Origin of the sequence: Cognataquiflexum nitidum (genome assembly GCF_022538055.1) — a bacterium.
GTDB classification, from domain to species: domain Bacteria; phylum Bacteroidota; class Bacteroidia; order Cytophagales; family Cyclobacteriaceae; genus Cognataquiflexum; species Cognataquiflexum nitidum.
On record NZ_JAKZAM010000016.1, the window covers coordinates 24484 to 40501 of the forward strand.

Annotated in this window: 14 protein-coding genes; 2 read left to right on the forward strand and 12 right to left on the reverse strand. The window is 40.4% G+C overall.

Annotation, left to right across the window (positions count from 1 at the left end; all coding sequences use genetic code 11):
- Positions 1-36 precede the first annotated feature (36 nt).
- Positions 37-435: a response regulator gene (locus MMU07_RS12150; protein ID WP_241126145.1), complete on the forward strand. Its 399-nt coding sequence runs from the start codon at positions 37-39 to the stop codon at positions 433-435.
- Here MMU07_RS12150 and MMU07_RS12155 read toward each other — a convergent pair.
- On the reverse strand, positions 413-3721 hold the full coding sequence (locus MMU07_RS12155) for a PAS domain S-box protein (RefSeq protein WP_241126146.1): 3309 nt from the start codon (positions 3719-3721) through the stop codon (positions 413-415). The two genes, MMU07_RS12150 and MMU07_RS12155, sit on opposite strands and share 23 nt — an antisense overlap.
- A gap of 129 nt (positions 3722-3850) precedes the next feature.
- On the opposite strand from MMU07_RS12155, the gene MMU07_RS12160 reads away from it, so the two are divergent.
- Positions 3851-4549 carry a LytR/AlgR family response regulator transcription factor gene (locus MMU07_RS12160; protein WP_241126147.1) on the forward strand — a complete coding sequence of 233 codons (699 nt, stop codon included), beginning with the start codon at positions 3851-3853 and terminating at the stop codon, positions 4547-4549.
- A gap of 428 nt (positions 4550-4977) precedes the next feature.
- Here the strand turns inward: MMU07_RS12160 and MMU07_RS12165 are convergent, their stop codons facing one another.
- The 11 genes from MMU07_RS12165 to MMU07_RS12215 form a co-directional block, all read right to left on the reverse strand.
- Entirely contained in the window at positions 4978-5625 is a 648-nt protein-coding gene (locus MMU07_RS12165) for a peroxiredoxin (RefSeq protein ID WP_241126148.1), read from the reverse strand.
- A 163-nt stretch (positions 5626-5788) separates the two neighbouring features.
- Complete coding sequence (locus MMU07_RS12170; protein ID WP_241126149.1) at positions 5789-6496, reverse strand: hypothetical protein; 708 nt, start codon at positions 6494-6496, stop codon at positions 5789-5791.
- 272 nt (positions 6497-6768) lie between these two features.
- Positions 6769-7104 (reverse strand): thioredoxin family protein, encoded by a 336-nt coding sequence (locus MMU07_RS12175; protein WP_241126150.1) that lies wholly within the window; start codon positions 7102-7104, stop codon positions 6769-6771.
- Entirely contained in the window at positions 7095-8471 is a 1377-nt protein-coding gene (locus MMU07_RS12180; RefSeq protein WP_241126151.1) for a hypothetical protein, read from the reverse strand. Before MMU07_RS12180 ends, MMU07_RS12175 begins: the two co-directional genes overlap by 10 nt.
- Positions 8468-9535: a c-type cytochrome gene (locus MMU07_RS12185; RefSeq protein ID WP_241126152.1), complete on the reverse strand. Its 1068-nt coding sequence runs from the start codon at positions 9533-9535 to the stop codon at positions 8468-8470. Before MMU07_RS12185 ends, MMU07_RS12180 begins: the two co-directional genes overlap by 4 nt.
- 89 nt (positions 9536-9624) lie before the next feature.
- On the reverse strand, positions 9625-10341 hold the full coding sequence (locus MMU07_RS12190; RefSeq protein ID WP_241126153.1) for an acyl-[acyl-carrier-protein] thioesterase: 717 nt from the start codon (positions 10339-10341) through the stop codon (positions 9625-9627).
- 3 nt (positions 10342-10344) lie between these two features.
- Positions 10345-11511 (reverse strand): MFS transporter, encoded by a 1167-nt coding sequence (locus tag MMU07_RS12195; RefSeq protein ID WP_241126154.1) that lies wholly within the window; start codon positions 11509-11511, stop codon positions 10345-10347.
- Between the two features lie 319 nt (positions 11512-11830).
- Positions 11831-12229, reverse strand: coding sequence for a DUF6691 family protein (locus tag MMU07_RS12200; protein WP_241126214.1), 399 nt, complete (start codon positions 12227-12229; stop codon positions 11831-11833).
- Positions 12230-12332: 103 nt separating this feature from the next.
- Positions 12333-12914 carry a YeeE/YedE family protein gene (locus MMU07_RS12205; RefSeq protein ID WP_241126155.1) on the reverse strand — a complete coding sequence of 194 codons (582 nt, stop codon included), beginning with the start codon at positions 12912-12914 and terminating at the stop codon, positions 12333-12335.
- A gap of 23 nt (positions 12915-12937) precedes the next feature.
- Positions 12938-14326 (reverse strand): hypothetical protein, encoded by a 1389-nt coding sequence (locus tag MMU07_RS12210; protein WP_241126156.1) that lies wholly within the window; start codon positions 14324-14326, stop codon positions 12938-12940.
- A 129-nt stretch (positions 14327-14455) separates the two neighbouring features.
- Positions 14456-15877: an MBL fold metallo-hydrolase gene (locus tag MMU07_RS12215; RefSeq protein ID WP_241126157.1), complete on the reverse strand. Its 1422-nt coding sequence runs from the start codon at positions 15875-15877 to the stop codon at positions 14456-14458.
- Between the last annotated feature and the right edge of the window lie 141 nt (positions 15878-16018).

Here is a 16018-nt window from a genome sequence, read left to right on the forward strand (position 1 = left end):
CTGTTTTCAAGGTAAATTTTTTAAAATTTTGATGACATGAATATACTTCTTGTTGATGAAGACTGCTCAGTAAGGTCTGAATTGTACAGGTTTTTTACTGAATGCGGCCACGAAGTAGTAGAGGCAGAAAATGGAAGGGAAGGTCTGGTAAAATTCTATACCATAGGTTCGACCTATTTCGATGTGATAGTCACTGACATGGTACTCCCAACTCTCTCGGGCAAAGACATGGCCAGCCGGATAAAAAATAGTTATTTAGGAAGCCAAATACCAATATTGGCCATTACCTCTGATTTTGAAAATGATTACAAGGTGAATAATGACTCTCCTTTCAATCTAATCCTTCCGAAAGACCTGAGCAATTCAAAACTTCTTGACTTTTGTCTTTTGATGGCAAAGAAATCTCGTTCACCTATGCTTTATAGGGAAGCTTGACTATAAATTCAGATCCTTCGCCGAGTTCGCTTTTGAATTTGACATTACCCCTCAGCTTTTTGACAAATTCATTCACTATGCTTAGGCCGAGGCCTGTACCTTTTATATTTGAGACGTTTTTGGACCTGAAAAACGAATCGAAGATATATTTTTGGTCTTCTTTGGGAATCCCTACTCCGTAATCCTTTATTCTAATCTCAAATGTCTTAGGCAGGTAGGTGAGCGTCAGGTCGGGAGCTTTATCCTCGGGTAATGAATACTTCAATGCATTTTCGACAATGTTTTTAAAAACATGGGTCAGCCATACAGGGTCTGAATATATCAACCTTTCCTTATCCGGAAAATGTGTACTTATCTTGCTTGCGGGTGGCTTATGGTCGTTGAATTCTGAAATCAAATTGGAGATAAAATTAATGATGTATAGGGGCTGTGAAACAGCCTTTAACTTATCATGTTCATTTTTTTCCAATATCAAAACATCATTGACCACATTGTTAAGTCTCTTGATTTGATTGTAGATACGGTTGAGGTGCGTAGCTAGCTGATCTTTAGAGATTTCCATTTTTTCTTGTTGGGACATGGCCAAAAGCAGGTCCGTGCTACTAAGAATAGTGGACAAAGGCGTACGGAACTCATGGGATGTCATAGAAATAAATCTTGATTTCAACTGGTTCAATTCTTTTTCCTTTAAAAGTGCCTTTTTCAATTCCTCGATCCCCAATTCCCTCTCAGTCACATCCCTTGATGTTGCCAAAATGGAAAACAGCTTTCCTTCCTGGTCTTTCAAAGGCTTGAGCAATACCTCCAAAAATATTGTATTCCCACTTGTTTTGTGTTTATGCGGAAATACTACTTTGAATAGGTTTTCAATCTGTGTCGAGACTTCAGGAACATTGAATACCGCTGAAGGTCTCCTGCCTACCAACTCAGCAGGGGTATATCCTAACACTTTTTCTACGGATGGGGAGACATATTGAAACGCCATATCCGGATCATGCAGTGCGATGATATCACCCGTATTTTCGGAAAGCAATCGGTACATTTCATCTGCCCGCTTTCTCATCTTGTCGGATTCCTTTTTCTTCCTATTGATCCTGATGGCCTGAATCAAGTTGGCATAACTTGAAACCAAAGGTTCAAGAAATTCAACATCAGCCATCGAATAATCATGAGATTTATTGGCAAGACCCATCAAGCCAACGAACTCTTCACCTTTATAAACAGGAATACCAAGGTATCTTTCCAATCTAGGGTGCCCATGAGGCGTCCCTCCTCCTCTCGGATCTGCGTAAGCTTGATTGGCAATTACAATTCGTCCAGTCCTTAGAGATTCACCGAAAAGGGTGTCCAGATTTCTAAATTCTAATCCTGTCCTATAATTCTGATTGTAGAAATGTTGTGTTTCTTCAGACCATGCAATGTTGGAAAGAGTGTGAGTTTTCAAGTAAGCTTGCCCCTTCTCATCGTAAAGCACTTCTCCAATAAACCCAAACTTACTTTCAGTGAGGTTTAGAATTTTGGCCAGTAAGGTTTCTAAAGGTGTGATAAAATCTTCCTGAAGGAAGAAGCTGATCTGAGTTTCATTGACTGCCTGTAATAATTCATTTAGTTTGTAAGCCCTTTCTTCGGCCTTTTTCCTATCATTGATATCAAATAACACGACGACCAATGCTTCTTCACCCATAAATGGGATCTTATGGGAGGAAAGGCTGTACCATAATTCCTCCTTACTTTCTTGGACCTGAAGCATCACCTCGAGGCTTTTGACATCACCATGTTCCAAAAAATACTCTGACAATAGCATCTTCTGATTCTTCAAAGTAAAAATCTCATCAAGGTTGAGATCAAAAAGTGCCTCAATTGAATTTACCCTCAAAATATCTCTAAAATCCTTATTCAGGTAAAAAATATTTCCATTACTTATAGAGCTGATAATCAATGGAAAGGGTATATTTTCTGTAATGGTTCTGAATCTTTCCTCACTCTTCTGAAGGTTTATTTCTTTTGTCTTGAGCTCAGTTACATCAGTAAATCTTCCGTGAACTCTCAGGTTATTGCCTTGGTCGTCTTTTTCCATCCAGGACTTTTCCTGAATCCATTTGAGTTCACCCTTATTATTGATGACACGGTAGCTGAGATCGAGGGATCCTGTTTCAAAAAGCTTAAGATCTGCTTTTTCCAATAAAGATTTGTCACCGGGATGAATAGCCTTTCGGCGGAAATCCTTGTCATTACAAAACTGGGATTTTTCAAATCCCAGCAGTGATATATTATCAGAAAGAAAAATACATTCCCCAGTCAAAGCATCAAAAGTATAAAGTGCGTCTTTTACAGTATTGATGATGGCCTGATTCCTTTTGTCACTTTCCTTTAAAGCTTCTAAAGTGACTTTTTCTTTATCAATGTCTATCAGGGTGCCAAATACCCCGGAAGCATTTCCTTTCCTATCCAACATCAAAATACCCTCCATTTTGACCCAAATTGAGCGCTTATTTGAAGTTTTCAATTGAAGTTCTTTTTCAAACCTGGTTATTTTTTTGGAAATAATATGCTCCATCTTGTTTTCCAAAGCCACCGAACAGGGATCTTCCACAAAATCAAAAAATGATTTTCCAATAGATTCAGAAATGGTAAATCCAGTGGTTCTTTCCCAGGTACTGTTGAGGAAGTGAAGTTTTCCAATCAAATCATACCTAAAAACAACATCATTGATATTGTTCACCAAAAAACGATAATGCTTTTGGCTTTTCAACAACCTCTTTTGCTGCTTTCTGACCAGAAAGGTGTTTCCTAATGTAGAGGCAAAAGCATGAAGTGCAGAGGCCTGTTCATTGGTAAAGAGGTCTTCAGATTTGCAATTGTCAAATCCGATAAAACCCCAAAAAAATTCTCCTGAAAAAATCGGAACAAACATGTAGGATAAAATCCCCTGCTCACTCATAGCTTCATAAAAATCCTTGTTAACTGTATCTTTTACACGCTCATTGATAACCTCATTTTTACAAAGTTTGGCATGGATTTCAGGGTATATGGACCACGGGGCATTTTGGAGTACCTCGAAGTCGATCTGAGGCACCACTCCTTCAGCACACCATTCAAATTTGTAAGAAAACAATGACTCCCCATCTTCTGCAAAATGGTTTTTAAAAATATAAATCCTATCCACCTCCGAGGAGCTTCCTAAAAAATAGAGGATATAGGGGATAGCTTCCTTTAAACTGGAGTTGGACTGCAACAAATAATATGATTCACCTATTGCCCCAAGGATTCTTGCACTTCGATTCATAAACCAAATGATTGTGAGAGTGTAAATAAAATTCAATATATTTTAAATTCAGTTCATTTAATTAACAAAAATGATCCTTTTGTTTAGATTTACTATAACAAAAGGATTTGGCATAATATCTTGGTCACTATGGAAAAAATATTGATTGTTGAAGACGAACAAGAATTAGCTCTTAATATTAAAGATATCCTTGGTTTCATCGGATATGATGTGGTTGGAGTTCTGGACAATGGTGTAGAGGTCATTGATTTTTTGAACCACCACCACGTGGATTTAATTTTCATGGACATACAAATTAAGGGGGATATTGATGGGGTAGAACTGTGTAAAAAGATCAAATTGTTAAAAAATATTCCCATTGTCTATCTGACGGCATTCTCGGATAAATTCATTTTAGATAAAATCGCTACCACGGACTATGAGGGATATATTCTAAAACCTTTTACCCTACAGGAACTTCAATCCGCCGCTTACCTCGCGTTGAAAAATCAATCAGAAAAACCGGTTACCAACATTAAAAAGAATGTCTTTATCGTCAGAGACAAAGGCAACACCATTCCTCTTCAGTTTGATGAAATTCTATTTTTCAAAGCAGACGGACTTTATACCAAAATCCAAACAAAGACAAAAACTTATGTGGCCAGAAATATCCTCAAAGATATGATTCAGGATCTACCCGAAGATACTTTCGTCCGCGTGCACAAATCCTACACTATCAATTACAAAGAAGTCACCTCTTTCAATGCCAAGGAAATCCACATAGGAGAATATACAATTCCGCTCAGAAGAGGTTCTTTGAAGGAAATCAAAAACCTGATTGAGTTTTAAAGTTTTTGATATTGTGTATTATGAGCATACGCAATGTTACACCTTGGGATACGGGAGGTTGTATCTAATGTGGATACTCGTACACAGACGACAGTCATCTGTCCACCGGGTGTTTAATGGCTCCTCCAACAAATTATTGTTTGACTAAGTGCAAGAAAACGGATACACATTTTTAATATTCCTCCCAAAGAATCCCTGTTTTGAAGGTCTCAATATTTGAACATAAAAATAGAAAAGCTACCCACATCGGGTAGCTTTCTCTATAGACAAATTTATACGGGTATCCGCTTTGGTACTCGTATCCACCTAAATGATCAGGAAAAAGTTGGCATTTCTGTGGATAGTGGACCATCTAAACTTGAAGATTAACCGCCTCCGATATAGTCTCCTAAAGCCCAAGGGGTGACATTGCGGATACCCTTACCATTTTAAATACTTTTTTTGGCAAGATAAAAATCAATCATTTCATAATCACTCGCTTCCCGTTCCTGCATTTCAGAAACTGTTTTTGGTGGTGGCACAATCACTTTTTGTCCAGGTCTCCAATCCAAAGGCATAGCCACTTTATGTTTGTCGGCAGTTTGTAATGCTATCAATGCTCTTTTGATCTCGTCCATGTTTCTACCCACATTCAAAGGATAATACATTATCAGACGTATTTTTCCATTAGGATCAATGAAGAATACCGCCCTTACTGCAGCAGTTTCGCTTTCTCCAGGCTGAAGCATACCATATAATTTGGAAACCTTCATGTCGATGTCGGCAATGATCGGAAACTCAAAAAGCACCCCTGTATTTTTCCTAACATTATTGACCCAAGCAATATGTGAGTGGATAGAGTCTATACTCAGGCCAACAAGCTTCGTGTCATTTTCTTCAAAGAAGTTTTTTTCCAAAGCAAATCCTGACATCTCGGTGGTACACACAGGTGTGAAGTCGGCAGGATGTGAAAACAAAATGGTCCATTTTCCTTTGATATAGTCAGAAAATCTCATCGGACCTGTGGTAGTCATCGCCGAAAAATCAGGGGCCATGTCCCCTATCCTCGGCATGGAATATATTTCTTGCTCGCTCATAACTTTATTGTTTTTGGTTTTTGATATACCAAATTTCGGGATTACCGTCAGCTATCCTTGTGATGAATGTTACTATGGAGCTGTACTTTTGATAGAAAAAATCTATGACCTATTTTAAACAAATGAGTTCCTCAATCTGATGAGGACTTATAAGGCAAAGCTGCTACCGGAGATTCCAAACTTTTAAATATTGGGCCTGCATGCCCCATTTCAATTCGACCAAAATCAGTCCTGAAGAAACATTATTGAAACTATTTGCCAAAAAATCATTCAGTTCCTTCACATCAGCACAATTTCGAGACATTAAAACATTGCCTGACTGAATCACACGGATAGATATTTGCTCACCTCTATAACCTGTATTGTCAAGTAAATCCACTTGTAAGTTACCGTTTTTGACAGGATTGGGAAAAGAACGCCATACCTCTTCATTATTTCGCAAAGTGGGCAGTACTTCTACAGATAATGTTTTGCCATATTGGAAATTACCATTTGACCCTATTTGTTTGATCCTGTAATATATCCGACCGCCTGATAATGGCAACCTACTATCTTCAAATCGGTAGTCAGCCATCTCCTCATCCCAATTTTGGAGGGGCAAGGTACCGATGGTTTTGAAATCGAGGTTTTTGTCTTCTGAGCGTTCTATTTCGAAATGGCTGATGAGCGGATTTCCACTACTTGACCAAGAGATCTCAACTTTACCCTCTTTGGAAATATAGTCAGCTTTTTCCTCCACAAACTTGAAATAGAGCACAATTCCCGGCTGCGGGATTTCCAGATCAAAATTTTGGATAGATGTAGATTCTTTGAGTTCAACTACCTTAGGAGAAGGTAACAATATTGCGAGAAAAAGGAATAAAATGGCCATAACAACTTATGACGGGAATGATACCAAAAGATATTAAATTCCCTATTTGAAAGGGTAATTATAACGAGATAGAAAGGCGGGTGACCAAACAACTAATGCTGTTTCGTATAGCTAATTATCAAAAAAAAACACCTGATAAAAAACTCTAAAAACCCCTATTCTAACCAAGTGATAAAAAAAGTAAACCAAATATGCGTAAAAGAAAATTTATTTTTGGACCTGCCTGATTCCACTATATTCTCAAATCAAATCCATTTGGGAAAGTCCCCTAATCAACCGAACATCAGATTGTAATACCTATCGATTTTATTCCTTAACTCCCCCAAACCAACCAATCCATTGGCTCTGAAAAACTCTTTTCCATCAAAATAAACCAAGATTCCCGGCACGGACATCATCCTAAGCTGTGCAGCCAGTTCTGTGTGTTGAACAGCTTCTAAGACGAGCAGTTCCATTTCGGGAAATTCCTTGTCAACCATTTCCTTCACTTTGGGAAAAAGACCGGTACATACCCCGCACTTTTCTTGGAAAAAATATACCATCAAAGCGGGTTTGGCTTTCAGCAATGATTCAAACTGTACTGCATCAACTTTTTCACTTATTTCCATTGGATCGTGTAGTTTACTATAAAATTGATGTGGACCATATTCACTTTGTTATAAATCCACTGAGGCTTTAATTCTCCGGATAGCATGTTGATTTTACTCATCAGGATCAGGTGAAAATCCAGTCCCTTTCCCCAATCGGAAGGAGCATATTTTCCCCCAAAATTAAGTTGGGCATAGGATGGAAAGCCATATTTATTGATTTCGACCCTCGACGGTTCTGGAAGAAAATGGAGTCCGGCATAGCCATAAACCTGAATTCCGTACTTAAGAAGATTCCTTTGGTAATAAGTAGTCAGTGCATCGACCTGATTATAGCCTTCATTTCTTTCTCTGGGGATAAAAGTAAAAAATGGGTCCCTACCCCATTCTCTTGGACTGAGAAACCTCCCTTTGCCGTCAATGCGCGTGTAATTTGCCCACCAGATCATTTTGGGATTTTTAAGACCTATTCTTCCGCTGAAAACATAATTGACGTCATCGGGATTTTTATATTGCTTTAAAATATCAGGATTGCCTCCATCACCTAATCCGTGTTGCAGGATAAACTGCAGGCCGGTAAGCAACTTGGTAGAATTCCCAGATAATTCCCAATCAGTATTGACCTGGGAAAATAAGGTAGATGAAATATTGTCAACAAATGTATGGTTGACCTGTATGGTCATGTCCTTTGTCATCTTATGCTTCCAGTCCAAAACTGTCACAAAGTCACTTTGGGTATTGCCGGTATAGCCTGAGGGTTTTCCCAAGACGGATTGTCCTTCAGGATAAACTCCTATAGATTCTCCCACGCTATACCATCCTGAAGTAGACCTTGGACTTATTTTCGAGATTAAATCCGCAGAAAACTGATTTTTCGAATCAGGTCTATAATTCAGACTGAATCCCTCTACAAATGTCGGGGATAATCTACCGTCTTGGGGATTGATAAATGGCATATTGATACTCATTCTTCCCAAAACGGCAGAAAATTTTTTTGAATTGTAACGCAATTGGAGTTCTTCAAGCTTTCCAAAAAACTTATCAGAAGGGTCATTGACATCAAAAAGACCAACTTCATACCTGTTGAAATTGCCTGTCACCGGATCTCGGCCGGTCAGATCCGAACTCGTGATATTGCCAAAAACGGTATATCTTCCAAGCAGGGAAAAGCCTTTATAGTCTTTGGTCTTCAGCTGAATAAATGCGCTTTGACCCAATGCATGGTCATCCTTGAATTCCTCCCAATAGCTCGTGGACATCCAAAATGCACGCAAACCAACCGTTCCCTGAATGAGGGCGGGCTTTTTGGACTTGAGAGAATCCTGCTCTTGGGCGAAATTGACCTGACTAAATGAGGATAAAAAAATCAGTAAGATGAAAGCTTTCATTTAGATACGCTTGCTCTAGCCTCTTTGATAGGTTTGAAAGGACCGAATTTGTGCTGCTCTTCTGTAAAATCATCAGAGAAAGGACCAAAAGGATGGTCAATTGGTTTTTTGGAAATGTCAGGCCAATCTTGTCTGATGTCTTTTTTGGGTCTAGGCAGTGAATTGACGTATGCGGCCACATCCCATGCTTCTTCATCTGTGAGCAAGGGTCTTTCAAACGTCGCTCCAAGAGGCATGTTGGTTTTGACGTATCCCGCAAAACGGGACATTCTATATAAACCTGCCCCATCGTTATAGCTGTTGTCTCCCCAAAGAGGCGGGTAGATATGACCTGATTTATCGGGTTTTGGCATACCCTGACCATCTTCCATGTGACAGCTTTGGCACTGTTGGGCATATACAGCCTTACCCTTGACAGGATCAGCTGCCCTGTCCAAAAACGGAACTTCATAAATTCCTGAGCCTTTTGGAGATTCGCCTTTTGGCACATCCTTGCCAAGCCAAGTCATGTAAGCCACCATCGCCACCATTTCCTTGCTGTTGTTAGCTAAGGCTTTGCCATTTAGACTCCTTTCAAAACAGTCATTGATTCTTTTTTCGATGTCTTCCATTTGCCCGGATCTTGCACGGACTTTTGGATAAGTAGAGGCCACTGCACTATAATTATTCCCCAAAGGCGCAGTTCCCGCATTGAGATGGCAATTCTGGCAATTCATCCCATTAGAGATTTTCTTCACTTTTCCATTGGGCCCAAGATAGGTTGATGTATTTGAGACAAGCTCTTTTCCATATTTGATATCCTCGGCATTGGGTTCCTTATCGACAGCACTCCAATCGGGAGCGATCCAAAGTCCTTCTTTGGGGACCACCCCCCTGTAAGTCTCTGTCACGGCAGTTGCAGAGGTCTGCACTTCATCAGAGTTAGTCTTTATGGGTGGAAGGCTCCCTCCGCTAAACACCATCACAATCGCTCCTATCAGGACAGCAGTAAGCAGGGTAATACTCAATAACAAACCGACCATCATGGTCAGCATTTTGAGAATCGGCTGGAATGAATCTTTCATAGGATGATAAATATAGCAATTACAAATTTGTCAATATTTCATCCTTAAAAAATGTGATATACATCACATTCTAAAAATTTAGCAAGTAACTATTTGACAGAAACAAGAAAAACAGATTTATGGTCACTTGACCCTGAAAGTAAAAATCCTTGATTCTGTCTTGCAGCAGAAAGCAAAATCCTGTCATCAAGCATTGCCTCTGAAATATAATTTATCAGAAATTCAGAGAAGTTTATTCCCTCAGAAATACAAAAATCCTCCACCCATCGGATATAGCTGACGTTATTGACATGGTTATTCATATCAAGGTCAAATGGCCTCACCGTAAGTTCAGCATATTTTTCCGGTAGGTCAGATGTATCTAATTTTTCGGGCAAAAGTCCCTGATCCACATTTTCCGAAAATAACTCAGGTGGAAGCACTTGATTTGGTCTTTGAGGCCTTTTTGACCTGACGTCTAACAATAGCCATGCTGACATGGATTCAGCAATAGGATTGCCTTCGGCATCCTCCACCAAAAATTCTCTCAATGCAAAAATCTTACTGATACCCCTCCCGGCGGTTTTGACCGTAATCTGATCTCCCCATGAAGGCATCCTCTGTACTTTAATGTGCATCCTTGAAAGGACCCACATATATCCCTTATCAAAAAGCGACTGACCAAAATCCCGGCTGTCAGCATGCTTCCAAGCCACTTCCTGCATGAGGTCTCCCAATGCCGACCACCTCAATTTGCCAAAAGGGTCGATCTGAAAAGAAAGCACCTCAAAGCTTTTTTCAAATTGAAATGGTTCCTTGCTTGTCATAGATTATTTTTTGTTAACAACATCGACCGATTCAAAAACCTCTAACCTGATTGAACTCAAAACAGCTATTCCCAAACCCGCAACAGCAACAAGAGCAAAAGAGGCCTTCAAACTCAGCAGGTCTGCAATAAATCCGATCATTGGCGGGCCGATCAAAAATCCGAAAAATGAAATCGTGGAAACCATCGCCAAAGCCACTCCAGGGGAATATAGCTTGGACCTACCCGCAATGCTGTAGGATATGGGAATTATTGCTGCTACTCCCAATCCTACCAAAAGGAATCCTAGCGTAGCAACCACAGGCACAGGAAAAATTACTGATAGCAACAATCCGCTGAAAATCAATACACCACTCATCCTCAAGATCAGTACCCGACCAAACTTATTATTCATCCTGTCAGAAATAAACCTTCCTGAAGCCATCGCCCCCATAAACGAAACATAACCCAAGGCAACAAATCCCGGTTCGATTTGGATCACTTTTTTGAAATATACCCCGCTCCAATCAAACATACAGCCTTCACACAGCATGCCTAAAAAAGCAATTCCCGCAATTCTCAAAAGTAGGTCATCTGGCTTTCGGATTACCAATCCACCGCCACCATCTGCAGGTTTTTTTTCACTGACCAAATATCCCTGTGCTATCAATAAAGCTAGCAATACCACCGAAGACACTATCAAATAGTGAGTTTGGGGAAGGATATCAAGGTAAATCATAACAGCTCCAATACCCGCACCCGTAAATCCCGCCAAACTCCACAAACCATGAAAAGAAGCTAAAATACTCCGCCCGTAATTATCCTCCAAAGCCAATGCTTGGGTGTTCAATGAAATATTCATCATATTTCCGATCATCCCAAAAACCACCACCACCGGTACCAACATCCACAGAGAATTGCTGAATCCGATCAATGGAAGGAAAGTCATATACCCTGTCACGCTGATCAAAATCACGATTCTGCTTCCAAAATGGTGTACCGCCCAGCCTGCAACCGGCAAGGCCACCAAGGAACCTAGCGGCAATCCCAAAAGGAGCGTTCCCAATTGGGATTCTGAAAGTGAAAATTTCATTTGGATATCAGGAATCCTCGCAGCCCAAGAAGAAAAACAAAGTCCTGCAATAAAAAATAAACTTCCGAGGGCAATCCTTCTTTTTTGAAGTAAGGTCATGAATTTCAATAGGATTAGGTTCTTGGCTGCAAAGTAAAGGACTTTGTGAAAATTAATTTTGGTTTTGGAGAAATTAAATGGCATTTCTATAAACCATCATAAAAAATGAAGGTTAAACAAAAAATCTTAAGCTATGGAATTTATAATAGTGGGTTCAATAATTGCGGTAATCATCATCATGATCCGATTTATAATCAAAAGAGTCTTTGACGAAAAGGCGTAAAAAAAGCCACTTCCTTTCGGAAGCGGCCAAGTGTTTAAGTTCAATTTATGGGTTTTCAGTATTCAAATACTATACCAATAAAGGTTTAGAATATTTTTAATTTGGCAATTTATGGGAAAACCTACCATAAACCCACGTTCCGGCCACTGCGCTGATCAATGTCACCAAGATCACCGTGAATCCACTTCCTATCTGAGCAAACAATGGTCCCGGACATGCACCGGTCAGCGCCCAACCCAATCCGAAGATAAAACCCCCAATAATCTGACCCTTACGGAATTCCTTATCTGAGATGATGATTTTATCGCCTTTGATCGTTTTGATATTGAACCATTTGATGACCTGAATCGAAAGTGCACCTACTACAATAGCTGAACCTATTACGCCATACATAAAGAATGACTGTAACCTAAACATCTCTTGAATTCTAAACCAGGATACAATTTCGGCCTTAATGAAAATAATACCGAAACCCACACCGATGATCAGATACATCAATAACTCCAGTGGACTTTCGCCTTTTTGTTCTTTATTTGGAGTTGCTCCGACATTCGGTTTATCTCCTTTTTTCACTGCTGTTCCCATTTTTTTCTAAAGATTAAAAGCCTACTAATTTCATCAAAGGACCAAGAAATACATGCGTCATCAAGAATCCTCCTGCCATGAAGAAGATCGTGGCGACGACCGACGGCCACTGTAGTGAACTGATACCCATAATAGCGTGTCCTGAAGTACATCCGCCTGCATATCTGGTACCAAATCCCACCAAGAATCCGCCTATGACGAAGAATAACAAACCTTTCGCGGTAAATAAGTTTTCCCAATTGAAAATCTCGTGAGGCATGATGCTCCTATAATCTGTGATCCCAAGTGCAGCCAAATCGCGCTGTGTGGACTCGGCAACTTCTATCATTTCCGGATTGGCCAGTAAATAATGGCCAATAAAGCCACCGATAGCGACACCTATTACAAACGCGATATTCCATAATTCCTTTTTCCAATCATAAGTAAAGAAAGGAATATTGGCCGGCACACACATGGCGCAGACGTGCCTCAATGAGGAAGATATACCGAAGGCTTTTCCTCCGACGATCAACAAAGTAGGGACGATAAGCCCGATCATCGGACCTGCTATCCACCAAGGCCAAGGCTGCTTGATCCATTCAATAAACTGTTCCATTGTATTTTTTTGTTTGTTTAGTTTTAAAATCTATAATCAATAATAAAATTCAAGTTCCACATATCTACCCTATTGATCCTAAACATGTCAGGTACTTCAGATGGTTTTTGGGCAGTTTTTTGGGCTACCATAAACTGAATATCTAATCCTTCGAGGTAATTGCTGAATCTGTAGTCGAATAGACCTGTAAAGTGATAATAAGATGGGATTCCGTATTTGTTTGTTTTGAATGAATCCAATCCACCATGATTGACTTTGCCTGCCCCAAGCTGGGCATTCAAACCTTTAAAAGGCGTATCATAGGAATATTTGAAAACCAATGCATCCATATCTCCACTTCCCTCATACCTCTCCCGGGACATACTTGCGTAGAAGTTTTCCCTGCCCCATTCTCGTGGAAAGAGAAATCTACCTCTGTCATTTATCCCGAGGAAATTAGCTGAGATATGATGCCTCCCGGAGTTCAGTCCGATTTTTCCGCCAAATCCAAATGACTTTTCATCCGGTAGCATATAGGTCTTTTCTATTTCGGAATTTCCTCCGTCATTGACTGCCGTCTGAAAGAAACCCTGACCACCCAAGTCGACCGATGCATGCCCTAGATGGAGAACATAATCTCCCTGCAAAAAACTCATGTTAAAGACATTTTCCGCAAAATAATTCCATCCCTGAGCGGAAAAATCTTCGTTTCGATACTTGAGTCCAAACATTCCCATTCCTTTTGAAGAAATGTTGTGTGAATAATTGGAAGGTTCTCCAAATGGATTTCTCCCGAAAGGATACACCCCAAACGACTCTTCCATGCTAAACCAGTCCACAGTCCCCCTTATGGTCACTGCGCTCAACCATGAAGCGGTAGTTTCCCAATTGGACTTTTGATAATTGACAGTAAGGCCACTGAATATATTTGGCCTCATCCTATTATCCTGTTCATTGAGAAAAGGTGAATTGATTTTTTGCCTTCCAAAGACCGTCCTGAAATTACCATTTTTGTAAGAAATAAAGAACTCTTCCAATCTGTCAAGATCGGTCATATTTTCAGGATCGTGCATGTCAAACAGCAGAATCTCATACCTATTGCCCGCACCGGTAGTTGGGTCAGCTACAGCAATATTGTTTTCAAACAACTGAAAGACAAAGAAGCCACTAAACCCTACCTGAAACCCTCTGTATTCGGGACTGAGGTAACCCAATCCCGCTCCAACACCCAGCGCTGAATAGTCAAGCAAGTCCCCCCTGTTGTGGGTCGACATCAGAAATGACCTTACGTGGAAATCAAATTTTCCTTTTTCAAGATCATATCCCAACTTCCTGCCGGATTCTTCGTGGCCCGAAAGTGAATCTAAACGATTTTCCTGCGCTATCCCAGGGGTAACTAACCCCAAAAACAGCATCAAACTCACTATTCGCATTGTATTCAAAATTGTCCAGACTTTAGCCTGAATACAGTGACATTTATCACTTTGCCTGATTCGAAATAAAAATGGCAAGACCGAAGTCTTGCCATGTTGGGTATAACACAACTCTTCTGTAATTACTTTTTATAACAAAGTAGTAGGACATACATAATCACTTACTTTGAACAAAGCCGAATCCTTGATCGCATCAAATCCTCCTTTTACATCGACAAGATTATCAAATCCTCTTGCTTTTAAGATGGAATTGAATACCATGGATCTGTATCCACCTGCACAATGCACATAATAGGTTTTGTCTTTATTGATCTGGGCCATGCTGTCGTTAATATAATCCAATGGTGCATTTTCTGCATCGATCACATGTTCGCTGAGGTATTCACTGTTTTTTCTGACATCCAGGATGTTGACTCCGCCTTCTTTTTCGATCAGGTGTGCAAGTTCCTCAGTGGTGACAGATTTGATGCTGTCCACTTCTCTTTTATCTGCTTTCCAGGCTTCAAATCCACCCTTGAGGTATCCGATACAGAAGTCATATCCTACTCTAGCCAATCTTGTAATGACTTCCTCTTCTCTTCCCTCGTCTGCCAAGATCAGGATTTCCTGCTTGAGGTCCGGAACCAATGCTCCTACCCATACCGCAAAACTTCCGTCGATACCGATGTTGATGGAATTAGGAATAAAACCTTTTGCAAAAACTTGTGCGTCTCTTGTATCGATAACTACCGCGCCTGTTTCGTTGGCTGCAGCCTCAAAAGCGGCAGGACTCAATGGATTGAATCCTCTATTCAATACTGTATCAATAGACTCATATCCTTGGATATTCATCATGACATTTTGAGGGAAATAAGCCGGTGGAGGAGTAAGACCTGTAGTCACTTCCTTGATAAATTCCTCTTTGGTCATTTTCTGAAGTGCATAATTGGTCTTCTTCTGATTGCCCAAAGTATCGGTAGTCTCCTTGCTCATGTTTTTGCCACAGGCACTTCCCGCACCGTGTGCCGGATAGACGATGATATCATCAGCCAAAGGCATGATTTTGTCTCTTAAAGAATCATAGAGATGGGCTGCAAGTTTGTCTTGAGTCAAGTCGGCAATGACTTTCTGCGCAAGGTCAGGTCTTCCCACATCACCGATAAACAACGTGTCCCCGGTAAACAAAGCCTCCTCTTTTCCTTCTTCATTGATCAAAAGGTAGCAGGTACTTTCCATGGTATGGCCTGGGGTATGGATTACCCTGATTTTTGCTTTGCCAAGCGGAAATTCCTGCCCGTCTTTGGCTACGATAGCATCAAATCCCATCTTCATCCCGGTAGGTCCAAATACAATCGGAGCGCCGGTTTTGATAGATAAATCCTTGTGACCAGAAACAAAATCAGCGTGAAAGTGGGTTTCAAACACATACTTGATAGTATCTCCCCTTCTTTCTGCTTTTTCTAGGTATGGCTGTACTTCTCTCAAAGGGTCAATGACAGCTGCTTCGCCGTCAGACTCGATATAGTAGGCTCCCTGAGCCAAACATCCGGTATAGATCTGTTCAATTGTCATATGGTATTTTTTTTATGTTTGTCCGCTTCTTTGCCAATAACCTCGTATTATTCTTCAAGCGGGACGGAAGACCGAAGTCGGAAGACCGATGTGCCGGAAATTATGTTTGCAGACCAGAATGAGAGTAGATATTTTATCTAT